Origin of the sequence: Brucella cytisi, assembly GCF_038433355.1 — a bacterium.
In the GTDB taxonomy this organism is placed as follows: domain Bacteria; phylum Pseudomonadota; class Alphaproteobacteria; order Rhizobiales; family Rhizobiaceae; genus Brucella; species Brucella cytisi.
The window spans coordinates 1-17,549 of sequence record NZ_JBCAUP010000007.1; the positions used below are offsets into that span (position 1 = coordinate 1).

Here is a 17,549-nt window from a genome sequence, read left to right on the forward strand (position 1 = left end):
TGAATGGTTCTTTGGTCCTTTTGCATCTGGCCGGTGCAGTTGCGCTCCTGCTTTGGGCGACACGCATGGTTCGGACCGGGGTGGAGCGTGCCTATGGCGACCGGCTGCGCAGACGCTTGCGCAACCAGATGCAGAACCCGCTGCTTTCCGTCGCCTTCGGCCTTGCCCTTGCTGTCGCCTTGCAAAGCTCGACAGCGGTTACGCTTCTCGTCGGTTCATTTGTCGGTTCAGGTTTTGTCAGCGGCATCGCAGGCCTCATGGCCGTGCGCGGCGGTGAGCTTGGCTCCGCCCTCGTCGTCAAGATCCTGAGCTACGATCTCACGCTTCTGGTACCGCTCTGCCTTGTCATCGGCACCGGCATCTTCATGACCACCGAGCGTCGTGACTGGCGGCAGATCGGACGCATTCTGGTCGGTATCGGCCTTCTCATCATGTCGCTGGAAATGACTGGGCAAGCTACCGAGCCGCTGCGGCAAAGCGAGCTTCTGCCGGTCATCGTCGACTATCTGTCGGGCGACCCGATCACGGCCTATCTGCTCGCAGCCCTCATGACATGGCTGTTTCATTCCAGCGTTGCCGCCGTCATCCTGCTGACCACCTTTGCCTCGCGCGGGCTGATCCATCCAGAGCTCGCTGTGGTGATGGTTCTCGGCGTCAATCTGGGGTCTTCGATCATCGCCCCGATCCTGACCCGGCATGCGCCACCTGAAACCCGCGTCGTTCCACTCGGCAATCTTTTGATGCGCGGCGCCGGGTCACTCATCATGCTCGTGCTTTACCAGACCTTCAAACCGTCGGTCGCCTTTCTCGGCACCGATCCGGTTTCGCAGGTGGTCAATGCGCATATCCTGTTCAATGTCATCGTGATGATTGCCGGTATTCCGCTTTCCGGCCTCGTGCTGCGCGCAACCGAGGCTCTGGTCAATCTCAATGCGGACAAGGGCAGCCCGGCTTCGCAGCAACCCATCGAGATCGAGCAATATAGCGCGCTCGACACTGCCGTGCTCGACCGGCCCTCGCAGGCGCTTGCCAATGCGACCCGGGAAGTGGTCGGCGTCTGCGACACGATCGAAGTCATGCTGCGGCGGGTCATGGAGCTATATGAGAAGCCCGATCAGGTGCGGATCGATGAACTTGAAGCCCTTGATGACCGCGTGGACAAGCGCCATGCCGCCATCAAGCTCTATCTGACCAGGCTTGCAACCCATGAGCTGAGTGATTTCGAGTCGCTGCGCATGCAGGAATTGCTGGGCGCATGTGTGAAGCTTGAGCAGGTCGGCGACATCATCGTGCGCAACATGCTGGCGCATGTTCAAAAGAAGATGGATCACAAGCTGGAATTCACCGAAGAAGGCTGGAAGGAACTCAGCCATTTCCACGCCATGGTTCTGGCCAATGCGCACATGGCGTTCAATGTGATCGTCTCACGCGATGGCCGTACGGCCCGTCAGCTAGTGCAGGAAAAGGACCAGCTGCGTGAACTGGAAAAGCAGACCAGCATGCGCCATTTCAGCCGACTGCGCGAAGGCGCCACCCGCAGCATCGAGACCAGCAGCATCCATCTCGACACGATCCGCGACCTCAAGCAGATCAACTCGCTTCTCGCCTCAATGGCCTATCCCGTCCTCGAAGAACAGGGCCTCCTCAGCGATACGCGCCTGAAAGCCGTCAAGCAGGGCTGAAATCAGACCATGTGGCAGCGGGCACACACCTGCAGCCGCAAGACATTGAATATCAAAAGGAAATATCCGCAGCAGGGCGAACCCGCACACGGGCATTTCCAGCCATTCAGCGTCCAGAACTAAGGCGGGCTTGGGGTGAAAAATTTCGGCACCGGATCCTGAAACCCGGCATTTGTCCATCGCGGTCGTTAAAGGCCGGTACGCGAAGACTTAACCGACCGCGGATAGAAGCTGTCTGGAAAATGGTCTTTGTGGAGACGCATGCAATCCTCCAGGATTCCGGGTGCATCACACTCTCGATTGAGCGCCAGCCTCGCTCAAGGCTACCGAACAGAATGATCTTCCGATTGAGAACGCATCTCGCGGGTTAGCCATTTTTCCAACGCAAGAGTATCTCTTTGTCCTGCCCTATGAGGTGCAATCCAGAGCAGCATCCGACGTGGCCCTGGATGAAACCCGAAAGGCGCAACCAGACGCTCCGATGCTATATGTCTGGTAACCAGCATACGCGGCACTACGGCTACGCCAAGCCCGCACAGCACGGCCTGGATCAACAAATAGAAATGAGGAAATATGGATTTCGCTTCGGGCTGCATAAAATCCGCACACACCGCTTCCCGCCAGTCGGAAAAGGCCTCCGGACGCGTCTGTGTTGCCAGAACGTTGGCTCGCGCAATTTCATGAAAATTCTCCAACGGACTTTGCCTTAGATAGGACGGTGCACAGACAAGGCCAATCTCTTCCCGCCCCAAGTCGCGGATGACAGCGTCTTGTGGTGGCTTGATCACGCTTGAGCGAATGGCGATACCAATCTTGTCTCGCATGAAGTCAATGCGATCATAATTCATGTTGAACTGAAGTTCGACGCCTGGATGAAGATCATGGAAGCGACCAATACGCGGGATAATCCACTCCATCATGATTGAAGAAGAACATGAGAGGGTCAAGGGGCCAGGCTTCACCTGCTCGATACTGCCTTCGATAATGGAAAATGCGCTGGCAAGACCCGTCGCCAGCCGCCCTCCTTCGGGCGTGAGCTCGCTTAGTCGCGCATTGCGCATGACAAGCATAACCCCAAGGGTCTCTTCCAGGGATTTTATCTGACGGCTGACCGCTCCATGCGTCACACACAATTCCTTCGCAGCGCCCGTCATCGAGCGATGACGAGCAACCGCCTCAAAGGCTTTGAGAGCATTCAAAGAAGGTAACGAACGCAAGGGACCCTCCATCTTCATCTGAGTATACCAGTGAGATTTTATCACAATTGGAAGACAATAAATCGATTGCGACGGCATGTCGCGTTCTTTAGCTATTTCGCAAAATTTGGAGCGCGTGTCTGTGAACATCCATCATATCCAATGGTGTTCGTCAGTCGTTTGCTCCTGCTGGCCAGAAAGCAGGGAGGAACTGCAATGCGGCAAAATTCTCACGAAATGACAGTCACTGAAAAGTCGGCCATATCGAAGATATCGATACGGCTGGTTCCGTTCATTGCGCTAATGTTCTTCATCAACTTTCTTGACCGAACCGCAATTTCCTTTGCCGGTCCGAATGGAATGACAACCGATCTTGCTCTGAGTGCAGCACAATTCGGGTTTGCCGCTGGCATCTTCTTTGTAGGCTATATCATTCTGGAAGTGCCCAGCAATCTTGCGTTACACAAATTTGGTGCCCGCAAATGGCTCGCCCGCATCATGGTCTCGTGGGGCATCGTTGCGATCCTGTTTACCTGGGTTTCAAGTGCAACCGAGCTCTATATTTTGCGTTTTCTACTGGGCATTGCCGAAGCTGGCTTCTTTCCTGGCGCTATTTTGTTTCTTTCAACCTGGGTGCCTTCGCGCCATCGCAACAAAATTCTCGCTTTATTCTATCTCGCACAGCCCCTGACAACGGTAATCGGTGCACCGCTTGCAGCACAACTCATCAACATGCACGGTGCTTTTGGCCTCGAAGGCTGGCGTATCATGTTCTTTGGCGTCGCTGCCCCCGCAATCGTTATCGGTATCGTTACCTGGTTCTACCTGCCCGATACGCCAGATGACGCGAGGTGGCTCACCACTGACGAACGTGACTGGCTCAATGATGCACTCGCCCGGGAAGAAATAATCAAAGAAAAAACCCATGGTCGCCACAAGACAGGGCTCGCTTTGACGGATGCTCGCGTCTGGCTTCTGTCCGCCGTCTACTTCGGCCTGATCTATGGTCTTTATGCGCTGGCCTTCTTCCTCCCAACAATCATCAATGGCTTCGAACAACAGTTCAACACCAGGTTCGACGTTTTCGACAAAGGGTTGATCACCGCCATTCCGTACCTGCCCGCCGCAATTGCTCTGTATTTCTGGAGCCGCGATGCAGCAAAGCGAGGAGTGCGTCCCTGGCATATCGGAGCTCCGGCTCTTGTCGGTGCCATTGCCATTCCTGCTGCACTCTATATGCCAACACCAGTCACCACCATCTTGATGATCACGATTACAGCCTGCGCGATCTTCTCAGCCCTGCCAAACTTCTGGGCCATTCCCTCGCGATTTTTAAGCGGCACAGCAGCAGCAGCCGGCATTGCGTTGATCAACACGATTGGTAATATTGCGGGCTTCGCCGCACCATATATCACTGGCCTCGTTAAGGATTGGACTGGTCTTTACGAAATGCCAATGTTCATTGTAGGAGCGGTGATGCTCATATCTTCGTTACTGGCCTTCTCACTGACAGGTCGTCTTAAAGACCCATCTGAACTTCAGTAACGATTAAACGACTACAGAGCACCCAATATGAATTTTCTTATTCGCGGCCCGAAAACGGATAGCAATAATGCGGTAAGACAACACTTTGCAGCAATCCATTCGTTCCGCGTCAACCAGCAAAGGCGACTGATCTTCCGCTGGGATGGTGAACTCGGTGAAGCGAACGGAGTTTATCTGGACGATCACAGTTAACGATGAAAACGAGGCAGACAGCTGATCGCCAGGCGCAAGCCGGTCACTGTCGGCGGGGTTCTGACCGAAGTGTTCATGGAGCCGATGGGCTTGACGCAGGGTGCGCTCGCCGAAGCGACGGGCGTCCAGCGCAAGCATATCAAAGAGCTGCGCGGCAACCGCCAGAACTTAACGGCTGCGACTGTGCCCATTCTTGCGCGCGTGTTCGGCAACAGTCTGGACTTCTGGCTCAACCTGCAACGGCGCATCGATCTTTGGGAAGTGATGAACACGCCCAGGAAGCGCGAGCGGATCGAGCAGGCGCGTCCGGAGTACCTGAAACCGGGCTTTTCTATTCAGGACATCATTCGCATTCGTTGGATGCCGTTTCCAGAATATGATTGGACAAAACCGGTTAGCAAGCCGGGTTGGAATATGCATGACGTTTCCGTGTAAACTAGAAATATTTTCATACGATAAAGCAACAGGATCAAAGCAAATTTGCATCATCTGCTGATATGCGTATCTAACAAATCGTGGTTTGCTCACCACTGTCTTCCTGGGTATCGTTGATGCCGCGCTGAATATTTGAACTGAACCGGTTGCCCTGACATTGGCCATCATTCGCAACTGGACGGCGCCCTGTTTATGCGTTCTGGAATTTGACGATCATTTCATCCCTTCCGGGAGAACGCAGAAAACTGATTTGGGGGGTAAAACTCAAATCATCGGAAACTTATGGAAAAAGACCCCGGACTAAACACCTCGTCTCTTGTCAATTCGGGAAGGGTGAAAGCCCTTATCATCCATCTTGCCCGAGCGACACATCGAAGGCCAAGCGTCGACGGACTTATCGAAGAACTGCCGGTTGAAACGGAAATCATTGACGCGGTTGATGGAGCCAACCTGACCGATAATGACATCGCCCAGGTCTATAAAAGACATTTGCATGCACCAAAATATCCATTTCGTTTGAGACGTTCTGAAATCGCCTGCTTTCTGTCCCATCGCAAGGCGTGGCAGGCAATTGTGGACCAAAAGCTCGATGCCGGCCTCATTCTGGAGGATGATATTTCCTTGACCACGGACTTTGCGGAGGTTTTCGATATAGCTCAAAAACAAATAGAGCCAGGCGGGTTCATTCGCTTTCCAATGCGCGATGATCGCGAGAGCGGGCCTGAAGTTTTCAGTGATGGAAAGGTACGCAGTCCGATCGGGCTTCGTATGATGGCGCAACATGTCAGCTATGAAGCGGCTGAAACACTCTTTTCTGTAACCGGAAAATTCGATCGACCCGTGGACACAACCGTGCAGATGAAGTGGATTACAGGGCTTCAGCCGCATAGCATCGTGCCGGGAGGGGTCAAGGAAATTTCTTCAATGCTGGGTGGTTCTACCGTGCAACAACGAAAGACGTCCCTCGAGAAGCTAAAGTAAGAGGTGATGAGGCCGATCTATCGTATGCGTGTAAGAAGATACTCATCGATGCCGATTTAGATTTCGTGATGTGACGATACGTGGGACCAGATCTTTGGTCCTTCACGACGAAGCAGACGTTTGAATTTTCCAAAAACGTACTCGCTTCCGACTATCACTTTCCAACCTGTTCTGGATGCCTGTCGTGACGTTCATCGGCCAGACCAGTTCGGTCTTGTCTTGTGTCTATTCATTGCCTGAACGTTGCCCGTTGTCGTTGGAGGGCGTTTTCCGGACTGGAGTTCGTTTTGAACAGCGTCAGCCTGGGAGTCACGGTCCACACTTCGTGCGAAGAACTCGTGGTCAAGCAGTCCCATCATTAGATCGTCGTGCCAGGCACCATTCACAAAAGCTGCCTCGCGTTCTCTGCCTTCAATCACGAAGCCGTTCTTTCCATAAGCTCGAATGGCACGCTTGTTATAAGCAAGCACCCGGATACCAATGCGATGAAGCTGCAAGTCGACGAAAGCATGTTTCAAGAGTACCAGAATGGCTTCGGTACCCAGACCTTTACCAAGGAGTGTCGGGTCCAGTATTCCAATAGCAATGGAGGCACGCTTGTCATGAAAATCAACATTATCCAGCCTGATCTCACCTATTAGCCTGCCCTGCGCCTCGATCACCCATGCATGAGAATGATCGATCAACCTCTGGGTCCATCGAGCTGCGCCTTCTCTCGTCAATGGACGTACCGTGTCCCGGCTCACCCCAAACATCTCGACTATTTCAGCATGATTACCCAGGGAAAGACGTGCATCTATATCCTCGACAACTGCCCGTCGAAGCCGGAGATTTTTTCCATTCAGTACAGCTGTCATAGTCTCTCCCGAAGAATTCACAAAAACCCTTTCACAACGTAAACCTGCAACTGACATATGTAACGAGTATTTACCCCCCCGGATACCGACATCTGCAAGCCGAACTGCATCTGTCCTGCAAGAGCATTCCTGATTTGTGAGCGCGAATATCTCGACTGCATTTCAGCTCCCGATAGAGGCTTTGCGCGCTACCTGTCGAGCTGATCCAGAATCCCAAAGACAGCTGTGTTCAACCGCTCCCATCTCCGCTAACGCATCTTGCAGGTGCAATTCCAATTGCCAAAAAGATGTTGCGATGTCGAAAAGCATCTCGCCCCCTTTTCTCATCTTTGAACATCTCAGGGAAATTCAACACGGTTTGCGGCAAGATAAGACCGCACTGGCTGCCTGGATTCTCAATCAAATCTGGAAGGAAGCGGAATGAACACGGCGGCCAATATTCCCCGTCTTAAGGGAGCAATACCGCACGTAGCCGTTCTCTTACTTCTTCGAAGCTTACGCCGAACTTCGCCAGATATTTGATCAGTCGATCGGCATCGTTGGCGCTTTTCTTTTCCTGCCGGGATTGCGCAAAGAGAACGCGTCCGGCCGCACTTGCTGATTGGCTCTCTCCACATATTTTCAACACTGAGGAGAGTTGCGCCTGGTCGAAGAGATCAAGTTTTCCAACACCGTCTTGCCCTAACACCGTTTCGATAATCCTGTGATCGGGAGCTTCGCCTGCTTTTGAACGCCATAGTCGCAAGAGCCTGGTAATTTCCTCTTTAACTTCATCTGCCGTAATACGTCCCTGTGGCGCAAGAGTGGCCATGCGTGTAATCGAGGCAGAAAGATCACGGAAATTGGCATGCCACTGACCTTGGGGACCTGTCGCGAAGTCAAGATAGAATTGGCGAGCTTCCTTATTGAAGGTTACGTTCTGCCCTTCCCTTTCCAGATAGCGTTTTAGCTCAAACTCGACATTCGGTTCGATATCCTCCGGGCGCTCACGCAAGGCCGGCAACTGAAACGTCCAGAGATTGAGACGCGCATAAAGATCTTCCCGGAAACGCCCTGCCTGAACATCATCGCCCAGATCGCGATTGGTACCGGCGATCAGCTGAAACTCTGCCGAAGCCTCCTTGTCAGAGCCGACCGGCAGAAATCGCTTGTCCTCGATGGCCCTCAGACACATCGCCTGTTCATCGAGGCCAAGATCGCCAATCTCATCAAGAAACAGGACACCTTTGTCTGCCGATTTGAGAAGGCCGGCACGTTCCCCGACCGCTCCAGTGAACGCGCCTTTCACATGACCGAACAAAGTGGACATCGCCTGATCTCCACGCAAGGTTGCACAATTGACTTCCACAAACGGGCCGGTGACCTTGTGCTGCGCCTTTTTCAGATCGTAGATGCGTCGTGCCAGTTGCGATTTACCTGCACCCGTCGGGCCCGTCAGCAATACAGGTGCGGTGGAGCGGATAACCACACGCTCGATCCGATCGATCATCCGGTTGAAGGCATTATTGCGTGTAACAATTCCGGACTTCAGGAAAGTTGCAGCATCCTCACGCTCAGATGCAAAGCGTGTTGCGATCTCATCGTAGCGAGATAGATCCAGATCGATGATGCTATGCGTACCGGCAACATCAACTTCGGCATCCCGATCAGCGTCTTTGTAGCGTGGTGGGGAAAGCTGCAGAAGCCGTGCCGGGATAATGCGCGCTTCTGTCAGAAGGAACCAACAGATCTGCGCCACATGCGTGCCTGTAGTGATATTTACCAGATAATCTTCCGCATCCGGATCGAAAGGATAGTCGCGGGCGAAATCGCGAAGCTTGGTATAGACCTCCGAGAAATCCCAGGCGTTGGTATAATTGACGATGTTGCAGTTGACCTCCGTTGCCGGTGATACCGTGCCGATATCGCCGATAATACGCTTTGCCAGCATTTCGGAATGATTGTCGTGCAACAGTTCGACACGATCGATGAACAGGCCCTGCTGCTGGCAGAGCGCAACATTCGGCCTCCAGCGCGACCATCGTTTGTCCCACTTGCCCACATCGAGGGTTGTGCCGAGAATGCTGAAGGCGACGCGTTTTTTCATCTTATCTTTTTATATAAATATTTCTATTAATGGATAGATTATCCCACGCTGGTTCTTTCCTCAACAATTGCTCGCCATATTTCTTCGATTTTTATTTCCCCGTTATTTCAAAATGTTATGAGTTTTCTCAGTGGCTTTTTACTGCCATTTCGCAAACTGGCACGCTTCTTGACAAGTAAAGGGCAACGAACATTCAAAAAGGTGACGCCATGGTGAACAAGGCAATCTTCAAAACTTATCTTGGCAAGCTGCTTCCATCGACAAACACGATGAACGAAGCTGGTGCCCCGGCATATAAGCTGACGCCGAAGGAAGCCCTGGCTCAACTCGCAGTTACCGGCACTTTCAACGGTACGTTTTATGCAGATGGCGAAACGCAAGTGAATGCCCTTCATGAACTCAGTTCCCAGGTCGAGCCAGAATTTCTGGCCAGACTTGCCGTTTATGCTGCGCAAAAAGGCCTCATGAAGGACATGCCGGTCACGCTGCTGGCACTCCTTTCGACCCTCCAAAGCAATGCATTTGCTGCTGCATTCCCGCAGGCAGTGAAGAGCGGCAAGATGCTGCGCGGTTTCGTACAGGTCATGCGCTCAGGCGCAATGGGACGCAAGTCGCTTGGAACGCGGCCAAAGAAGATGGTGCAGTCCTGGTTGGAGACGGCCAGCACGCGCCAGCTTCTCAACGCCATGGTCGGCAGTGAACCGTCTCTGGCAGACGTCGTCAAAATAGTCCATCCGAAACCGGCAAACGAAGAACGCAAAGCGTTTTATGCCTGGATGATCGGCAAGCCATACGACTACGCAGCGCTCCCAGTCGAAGTGAAGGCTCTGGAAGAGTTTCGGCGCGATCTGACGAAACCTGTCCCGGACGTTCCGTTTCAGCTGCTGACTTCGCTGCCGCTGACACGCGAGCATTGGGCCGGGATCGCACGAAACGGAAGCTGGCAGATGGTTCGCCAGAATCTGAATACCTTTGCACGCAAGGGTGTATTCGACGTCGAAGGGATGACAAAGGAGGTTGCCCACCGTCTTTCTGATCCGGAAGCTGTGCGCAAAGCCAGAGTTTTTCCGTATCAGCTGATGACAACGTGGAAAGCGGCGTCGGAGGCAGTACCGGAGGAGGTTCGCGAGGCGCTTCAACAGGCAATGAACGCAGCTCTGGCCAATGTGCCGGCGCTGGACGGTCGGGTAATTCTTTGCCCGGACGTTTCCGGTTCGATGGGCTCAAGCGTCACCGGTCATCGCAAGGGTGCGACCTCGATCGTCCGTTGCATCGACGTGGCCGGTCTGATGACAGCTGCGTTTCTGCAAAGAAACCCGAATGCCCGGGTGATGCCGTTTGAGTATGACGTTGTCGACGTCCGCCTGAACCGACGTGACTCGGTCATGACCAATGCCGCGAAGCTGGCCAGCATCGGCGGTGGCGGCACCAACTGCTCTGCACCTCTGGCAAGACTTGCCGACGAGCGGGCAAAGGTGGACCTCGTGGTGTTCATCTCGGATAACCAGTCCTGGGTAGAACAGTCCTACTATGGCAGCGCCTCAACGAAGATGAAGGAATGGGCCCGGATAAAAAGGCTCAATCCCGCTGCAAAGCTGGTGTGTCTCGACATCCAGCCCTATCAGACGACGCAGGCGCAAAGTCGAAACGACGTGCTTAATATAGGCGGCTTCTCTGATGCCGTCTTCGAAGTGATTGCAGCTTTTGCCGATGGCGAAAGTGGTCCTGAGACCTGGCTGCAAAAGATCGAAGCCGTAGAGCTTCAATGAAAGAATGCTCGCGCCGGGTTTCCCGGTGCGGGCAACTGCAACGAATGCCGGTCGAAACTACAGATCGTTACTCTCCAGGTCGCAGGTTCGAATCCCGCCGGGTTCTCCTTCCTTATGGACCCGTAGATCAGCGGTAGAGCAGGCGTTTCACCAATTCTTGTCGTTGCAGACAACGGAAATATCTGGCGAATGCCTGAGGAACTACATTGGTAAAGCCGCAAGGCGAGCAGATTCAAATTCTGCACTCTCGCAAGAGAGAAGATTTCTCAGAAAGTTGTCGCCAGATCGAAGACGGGCAGTTGCGAATGCCGGGTGGAACTACAGCGCTCCAAACTCTTGGATGGTCTGGCAGGTTCGACTCCTCCTTTGCGATACGCTCTCTGGCACGAGCGGGGCCATCCGGGTTTCGCCCATCCTTGTCGCCGCTGCCCGTATTCACAAATGCACTTTCGAAAAGTGCAAAACTGTTCTCCTCGCCTCGGCGACAGAACAATTTTTGAAACGATGACAATTGAGAAGGACTGCAAAAGCAGGAAAGACAATGATCAAGACACTCAGCGGCCAGGATCTGATCGATGCAGGATTACTGCAGGGCAAATGGTTTCGTGACGCACTCGATGCCGGGAACCAGGTCCTGCGTGACGGCGGATCGCGCGAGGCAGCACTTGCGGTCGCGATGACCTGGCAACCTGCTCCGAAACTACCGCTGAAAGGACCCGGCGATATCGATATTCACATGAATATCCGGGCTGAAAGTGCGGCGGAACAGGCAAACGTTGAAAATGTGCGCGCAACAATGCGTGAAGTCTCGCGCACGCCTGGCGTTCGCGCGGCGGCGATCATGCCAGACGCCTGTCCGTCCGGGCCAATCGGCACGATCCCGGTTGGCGGGGTCGTCGCTTCTGAAGCAATTCATCCAGGAATGCACTCGGCTGATATTTGCTGTTCGATGGCGATCTCCATTCTGCCCGGTGTAGCGCCGCACGAACTGCTTGATGCCGTTCACGGTGTGACCCATTTCGGGCCCGGCGGACGTCCTCGCGGCGTTCAGCTCAAGCCATCCGATGCAACGCTTGCAGCTTTCGAAGCGAACCCCTATCTGAACCAGATCGCAAGTGTCGCTATCGAACATTTTGCAACACAAGGTGACGGCAATCATTTCGCCTATGTCGGCCAGATGAAGTCAACTGGCGAAACCGCGCTTGTGACCCATCACGGTTCGCGTGCGCCCGGCGCCCGGCTTTACGATCGCGGTATGAAGATCGCCAATCGCTTCCGCGAGCTTCTCTCGCCGGAAACCTTGAAGCAGAATGCATGGATTCCAGCTGAAAGCGAGGAAGGTGAATATTACTGGAAGGCGCTGCAGATTGTCCGTCAGTGGACGAAGGAGAACCATTTCGCCATTCACGATATGGCTGTGTCAAAACTTGGCGCGAAAGTTGCTGACCGTTTCTGGAACGAACATAATTTCGTATTCAGGAAATCCGACGGGCTCTTCTATCACGGCAAGGGAGCAACACCGGCTTTCGACAAATGGGCCGACGATGCAACCGACCTCACGATCATTCCGCTTAACATGGCGCAACCGATCCTGATCGTACGGGGGTCGAATGCAGCGCACGGTCTTGGTTTCTCACCGCACGGTGCAGGACGCAATTTCTCAAGAACCGCACATCTGCGGCAGCTGGCAGCGGAATATGGAGCAGATTCACGCGGGCTGAGCCCCAACAACATTGCTGATATTCTGATAAAGGAGACGAGCGGGCTCGATGTTCGTTTCTTCAGTGGCAACGCTGATGTTTCGGAACTTCCCGGTGCTTACAAGAACGCCGCACAGGTCAAGTCACAGATCGGAGAATACGGACTGGCCGAGATCGTCGATGAGGTCATTCCCTATGGCTCGATCATGGCCGGAGACTGGCAGAAGAGTGCACCATGGAGGAACAAGAAGAAGCGGTCTCCTTCACCGTAGTAGACAGAATGGCCCGGTTATCCGGGCCATTCTTTTACATCTGTCAGAAACGGTAGCTCTTCACCTCATTTCCGCGCTCGATGTTGCGGTTTTCCTGATGACGGGCAACCTTTGCATCTTCTATCTGGTCATCCTGCATGTGTTTCAGAACCATCCCCAGACGTTCCAGCGCCATTGCCTTGTTTCGATGCTGGGATCGCTCATTGCGAGCAATTAACTGGATGCCCGTCGGAATATGGACAATGCGTACAGCGCTGTCAGTTGTGTTCTGGTGCTGACCGCCTGGTCCACCAGCACGCAACGTTTCAAAGCGAACGTCACCAGGCCGAATGGCGGTCTGTTCAACCGCTGGCCGCGCTATCCGGCTCACCGAAATAAACCAGTTCTGCCGTTTATGCTGCGGTCGAACAGAACTCTTGAACACAAACCTTATTGTTCCGCAGAATTCCTGCGCGATCTGTTCAGCTGTTTCTCCCTCCAGAGTTATCAGAGCAGATTTAGGGCCATATTTATCGGCTGCGATTTCCGATGTAACTTCGGACAGACAACCGCGATTTTCTGCTTCCCTGGAAAGAATATCGATTAAACGCCCGACCGCAATACGGCATTCCGCGGGCCCGCTCCCCGATGATATAAGTAGATCAACGCTTTTCATTGCGCGTCTCCCTCTTGTTCCGCCTGTCAGATGTTTCGCGAGAATTTCCCGGTCGATCGACGGCTTTCTTGTAAGTAACGAGCGGACGCATAGCGGCAACACGTTCTACCAGCTGATGCGCCTCCAGATCCGCTACAACCTGGCTGCAGTCCTTGTAGGCGGAGGCTGCTTCTTCAATCAGGAGGGAGCGGTCATCGCAGATTGCCCTTCCACCCCAATCGTTACGCGCTAACTGCTCACGGTGCGAACGTGACGCACCCACACGACCGCGCATGCTCGCCCGATCATATTTTCGCCCTGCACCGTGAGAAATGGCGCCCAGAGACTGTTGCACCTCTTCCCGAGCACGCACCACGTAACTGAGGCTTGCTCGCGATCCAGCAATTGGAACGAGATCGCCGCCCCTGGTCGCCGCAGCGCCCTTGTGATGAACGATTCCCTCGGGCAGAAAGCGCACCAGATTATGCGGCACGTCTGCAACGAGTGTGAGATCCGCCCGTAACGCTCGTGCGGCGCGTTCTGCGATCAAGCGCCGGTTCAACGCTGCCCACGTGACACATCGATCATGCATCGCCATCCATTGGGCAGAAACGGGATCGTCCCTCTGGAACCCGGTATTTGGATTTTCGTTGCAGGCGAGGAATTCCGCAAGTACTGCAGCTCCAACGCCGCGAGAACCCGAATGAACCAGAAGATAAAGATATTGATCATCGATCAGATGTCCGGAATTTGACTTGAAAACCCGATCGACTGCCTGCAATTCGCAAAAGTGGTTACCACCGCCAATGGTTCCCAAAGCCTCTGGGGAAAGATCATGCGGCAGGCCGTGAGCAGACAGAGCTTCCACTGGATCGCCAATCTGTTGTTGTTCCAGTTCTCTCAGTCGCAGTTCAGCTTTATCGATACGCAACTTACGCAATGGCAAATCGAGTGCGAAAAGTGACATACCGCAACCGATATCATTGCCGATCAGCAGCGGATGCAAACGATCAGATAGAAGGGCGACGCCTGTAGCGCCATATTTTCCCGGATGCAAATCGGGAAAGGCAGCAAGCGTCTGTACTCCATCAAGGCGTGACATTTCTTCAAGCTGCCGAAGCGCTTCGCCTTCAATCCAGCTTTGCCCGGAATAAAAACGACGAAAAGTTGCCGGAGAATCTCCACCGGCGTCGAAAGAGCCGAAGCCCTCAGTTTGATTGCCCATAATTTAAAACTCTGGATACGGGATAATGTCTGCTGGCAGAACCAACAGTTCAATCAGCATCCGTCAGTAAAGACTGAACTAGGCTGAAGCCCTCACGGGGCGAAGGATGATGTCTTGCATCGTCGTGCTCCCTTTCCAGAAAAAGCCTCGTTGGCTTTCGAACAGCCGGTCCATACAAAGCATATGGCAGGAATTCAACCCATAGTTTGACAGCGCCAGGCCAGGTTTGTGCAAAGGAAACTACTTCTCCATATCCTGTGGCAATGGCGCATCACCAGCAACATTGCCGGGCATGGAATTCGGTCGGCCGTAACTCGCGATGAACCGCAGCAAAACTTTGCCCGGTCGCTTTCAGACCTTGCCACTGCACTGCCCACGCCAGAAGAATTCACTCAAAAGTGCGCCTCACTTCGTTCAGTCGTGACAACCAGCGACGCGTTTGCGGGCCTTGGCATAACGCCGTGATCCGCGCTTGCGGCGGGATAGCACCCGCTGCGCTGTCTTCGGTAAAGATCGGCAAGACTGGCCGGGACCGAGATATGTTCACCCGTGGACAGCGCCAGCGTATTCGCAACACCACGGTCGATGCCGACGGCAGGCGCGATATTGGTGGGAGCCACGTGCTCAATGGCAAGCGAGAAGGCGATATGCCAGCCGTTCGGGCAAAGGCTGATTGTTGCGTTGTTCACCTTGCCCCGCAGTGGGCGGGTATCGCGAAACCGCACCCAGCCGATCTTGGGCAAACGAACCTCCGGCCAGTTGCCGTTAAGCCGAACTGATCGAATGCGACGGCGAGGACGATCACGTTCACCTGCTGGTGCATTACCCGCCAAAGGTAGCGCTGTCGAAACTGGTCAACAGCCTGAAAGGCGTATCCAGCCGCCTGCTGCGCGAAAGCCGCCCGGAAATTACAGGCCGCTATCGCAAAGGCGTCCTGTGGTCGCCGTCCTGTTTCGCAGCATCATGCGGGCGCGCACCACTGTCCGTCGTCGCTGATTACGTCAAATCACAGGGGAAGCGGCCAAGTGCCGCTCTCGCGTTCCTCCCCCACCTGAAGGAAGGGGTATCCCGCGAGGATTCGGATGATCTGCTGCTGGCCCGCGCGCCTGATTGCAGGTCAAACGTCCTGATTATCACCTCGGTTTAAAACACTTTTGCCTCACCTTTAATGGATCGAAGACTGGTAGAAAGACATATTACTTTACCGCGACGGCGGCCTCTTCAATGAGGACGGCAACTTCGTCGGGGTGCGACAGAAGTAACAGGTGTCCACCCGCAATATTTACCTGCCGCGCACCAGAGCGTTCAGACATCTGTCGTTGAAGTTCTGGCGCAAGGGTACGATCCTCGGTCGCGATAGCCACCCAGGTCGGGATTTTCTGCCACGCTGCTGCTTTCGCCTTGTATTCAAAAATAGATGTGTTTGCCGGTGTCTGAAACATGGCCGAATACTGCGCGTCAGATGCCTTCAAGCCATTTGCCACGTCTGCTATCCATACTTCAGGTTTGACGACTTAATAGCCGTCGTCGAAGATCCGAAGGGCGTCCTGTGGCATTCTGGATGGAACCGATGCGTTAAGAGATGCCAGGCTTTCGCCAATCTTCGGCTGAAACGCCGCGACATACACCAGAGCCTTGACGCTCGCGGGCGTTCCAACCTGACTGATGACCAATCCCCCGTAGGAATGACCAACAAGTACCATAGGGCCCTTCTGGGCATCGATGGCACGACGCGTTGATGCAAGATCATCTTCAATTGAAGTCATGGGTAGTTGAACCACCGTGACGTTATAGCCATCGGCAGTCAATCGTTCATATACCGCGCGCCAGGCCCCACCATCCATGTTCATGCCATGGACAAGGACGATATTGTTGACCGCCGCCGCGGCTGTATTGGGGAGAGTCATTGTGGTGGCGACCGCGATACCTAACAACGTCGGAACAGTTCGAATCCAGTTCATTTCAAATCTCCCGTTGAAATTGGTTTCGAGTATAATTTGGTTCGGAGCATAATTATCTGCTAGCATGATTTATATGAACAACCCTATCATTTGAGGTGATAAATGGATCGCCGTGACCTTGCCGATCTTCTTGTCCTTCAGGCCGTTGTCGAGGCAGGCAGTTTCACTCGAGCGGCAGCGCGGCTGGGGCGAGCGCAGTCTGGTCTAAGCCAGACCATCAGTGCTCTGGAAGCACGGGTCGGGGTCCCCTTGCTTGCCCGCTCCACACGCAGCGTCCAGCCAACAGAACCGGGACAACGACTACTCCAGCAGGTCACGCCCGCGCTGCTCCAGATCGAGCGCGGGTTGTCCGAGGTCCGGCTTGAGCGTGACCAACCGTCAGGCACATTGCGACTAACTGCGATGGAGTACCCGGCCCGCACAATCCTTGTGCCAGCATTACCCGATTTCCTCGCCCGTTACCCCGGCGTAAAGCTGGACTTTCACATCAGCGATCAGTTTACCGACATCGTCAAGGAAGGGTTTGATGCCGGCATTCGCTTCGGGGGGCATCTTGAAAAGGATATGGTCGCCGTTCCGGTTGGTCCTGACGTCAAGGCCGTGATCGTTGGATCTCCTGCCTACTATGCTCGACGGGGTCGCCCCGAACGGCTTGAGGATCTTCTGGCGCATGATTGCCTTAACTACCGTACCGCCAGCCACGGAGATCCGTTCCGCTGGATGTTTCGTACAGGTGAACGAAACATGGTGATGCCTGTCGAGGGGGTTGCAGCCTTTAACGACGGACCCGTTATGATTGAGGCTGCCAGGGCCGGCCTGGGATTGGCCTATAGTTTCGAACCCCACATAGTCGATTTTCTGGCATCCGGACAACTATCAACGTGTCTGGAAAGGTTTTGCCCAGTGTGGTCCGGCTATCATCTTTACTATCCGGGCAGGCACCAGAAATCGGCGGCGCTTTCGGCTTTTGTAAAACATTTGCAAGGTCGTCGCCAGAGGTGATGCTTCGTATTC

Annotated in this window: 12 protein-coding genes and 4 pseudogenes; 9 read left to right on the forward strand and 7 right to left on the reverse strand. The window is 54.1% G+C overall.

The window, feature by feature from the left end:
- Nucleotides 1-1,682 (forward strand): Na/Pi cotransporter family protein (locus AAE521_RS09040; RefSeq protein ID WP_342061118.1); only part of this gene is annotated, 1,682 nt, incomplete at its 5' end.
- A gap of 323 nt (nucleotides 1,683-2,005) precedes the next feature.
- Here the strand turns inward: AAE521_RS09040 and AAE521_RS09045 are convergent.
- Nucleotides 2,006-3,028, reverse strand: a complete 1,023-nt coding sequence (locus AAE521_RS09045; RefSeq protein WP_342061119.1) for a LysR substrate-binding domain-containing protein — start codon at nucleotides 3,026-3,028, stop codon at nucleotides 2,006-2,008.
- Between the two features lie 66 nt (nucleotides 3,029-3,094).
- Here AAE521_RS09045 and AAE521_RS09050 point away from each other — a divergent pair, with 66 nt between their 5' ends.
- The 4 genes and pseudogenes from AAE521_RS09050 to AAE521_RS09065 all read left to right on the forward strand — a co-directional run bounded on the left by AAE521_RS09050 (nucleotide 3,095) and on the right by AAE521_RS09065 (nucleotide 6,031).
- Complete coding sequence (locus tag AAE521_RS09050) at nucleotides 3,095-4,423, forward strand: MFS transporter (protein ID WP_342061120.1); 1,329 nt, start codon at nucleotides 3,095-3,097, stop codon at nucleotides 4,421-4,423.
- An 87-nt stretch (nucleotides 4,424-4,510) separates the two neighbouring features.
- A pseudogene (locus AAE521_RS09055) lies at nucleotides 4,511-4,615 on the forward strand (type II toxin-antitoxin system RelE/ParE family toxin); the annotation flags it as partial.
- A 21-nt stretch (nucleotides 4,616-4,636) separates the two neighbouring features.
- A pseudogene (locus tag AAE521_RS09060) lies at nucleotides 4,637-4,924 on the forward strand (HigA family addiction module antitoxin); the annotation flags it as partial.
- A gap of 408 nt (nucleotides 4,925-5,332) precedes the next feature.
- Complete coding sequence (locus AAE521_RS09065) at nucleotides 5,333-6,031, forward strand: glycosyltransferase family 25 protein (protein WP_342061121.1); 699 nt, start codon at nucleotides 5,333-5,335, stop codon at nucleotides 6,029-6,031.
- A 191-nt stretch (nucleotides 6,032-6,222) separates the two neighbouring features.
- Here the strand turns inward: AAE521_RS09065 and AAE521_RS09070 are convergent, their stop codons facing one another.
- Together AAE521_RS09070 and rtcR are read right to left on the reverse strand one after the other, a co-directional pair.
- Nucleotides 6,223-6,888: a GNAT family N-acetyltransferase gene (locus tag AAE521_RS09070; protein ID WP_342061122.1), complete on the reverse strand. Its 666-nt coding sequence runs from the start codon at nucleotides 6,886-6,888 to the stop codon at nucleotides 6,223-6,225.
- Nucleotides 6,889-7,336: 448 nt separating this feature from the next.
- Nucleotides 7,337-8,974, reverse strand: coding sequence for an RNA repair transcriptional activator RtcR (gene rtcR / locus AAE521_RS09075; RefSeq protein WP_342061123.1), 1,638 nt, complete (start codon nucleotides 8,972-8,974; stop codon nucleotides 7,337-7,339).
- A 209-nt stretch (nucleotides 8,975-9,183) separates the two neighbouring features.
- Here rtcR and AAE521_RS09080 point away from each other — a divergent pair, with 209 nt between their 5' ends.
- Nucleotides 9,184-10,743 (forward strand): TROVE domain-containing protein, encoded by a 1,560-nt coding sequence (locus AAE521_RS09080; RefSeq protein ID WP_342061124.1) that lies wholly within the window; start codon nucleotides 9,184-9,186, stop codon nucleotides 10,741-10,743.
- A 541-nt stretch (nucleotides 10,744-11,284) separates the two neighbouring features.
- Nucleotides 11,285-12,715, forward strand: coding sequence for an RtcB family protein (locus AAE521_RS09085; RefSeq protein ID WP_342061125.1), 1,431 nt, complete (start codon nucleotides 11,285-11,287; stop codon nucleotides 12,713-12,715).
- A gap of 43 nt (nucleotides 12,716-12,758) precedes the next feature.
- Here the strand turns inward: AAE521_RS09085 and prfH are convergent, their stop codons facing one another.
- From prfH to AAE521_RS09100, 3 genes are all read right to left on the reverse strand, one after another.
- Nucleotides 12,759-13,370 (reverse strand): peptide chain release factor H, encoded by a 612-nt coding sequence (prfH, locus tag AAE521_RS09090; RefSeq protein ID WP_342061126.1) that lies wholly within the window; start codon nucleotides 13,368-13,370, stop codon nucleotides 12,759-12,761.
- Nucleotides 13,357-14,574, reverse strand: a complete 1,218-nt coding sequence (locus AAE521_RS09095; RefSeq protein ID WP_342061127.1) for an RNA ligase RtcB family protein — start codon at nucleotides 14,572-14,574, stop codon at nucleotides 13,357-13,359. Before AAE521_RS09095 ends, prfH begins: the two co-directional genes overlap by 14 nt.
- Nucleotides 14,575-14,966: 392 nt before the next feature.
- The gene (locus tag AAE521_RS09100) at nucleotides 14,967-15,317 is read right to left on the reverse strand and encodes a hypothetical protein (RefSeq protein WP_342061128.1); all 351 of its coding nucleotides are present in this window, start codon (nucleotides 15,315-15,317) and stop codon (nucleotides 14,967-14,969) included.
- A 26-nt stretch (nucleotides 15,318-15,343) separates the two neighbouring features.
- Here AAE521_RS09100 and tnpA point away from each other — a divergent pair.
- A pseudogene (tnpA, locus tag AAE521_RS09105) lies at nucleotides 15,344-15,586 on the forward strand (IS200/IS605 family transposase); the annotation flags it as partial.
- Between the two features lie 184 nt (nucleotides 15,587-15,770).
- On the opposite strand, the pseudogene AAE521_RS09110 reads toward tnpA, so the two are convergent.
- Nucleotides 15,771-16,601, reverse strand: a pseudogene (locus tag AAE521_RS09110) (alpha/beta fold hydrolase).
- Between the two features lie 36 nt (nucleotides 16,602-16,637).
- Here AAE521_RS09110 and AAE521_RS09115 point away from each other — a divergent pair.
- Nucleotides 16,638-17,537, forward strand: a complete 900-nt coding sequence (locus tag AAE521_RS09115; protein ID WP_071634189.1) for a LysR family transcriptional regulator — start codon at nucleotides 16,638-16,640, stop codon at nucleotides 17,535-17,537.
- Nucleotides 17,538-17,549 lie beyond the last annotated feature (12 nt).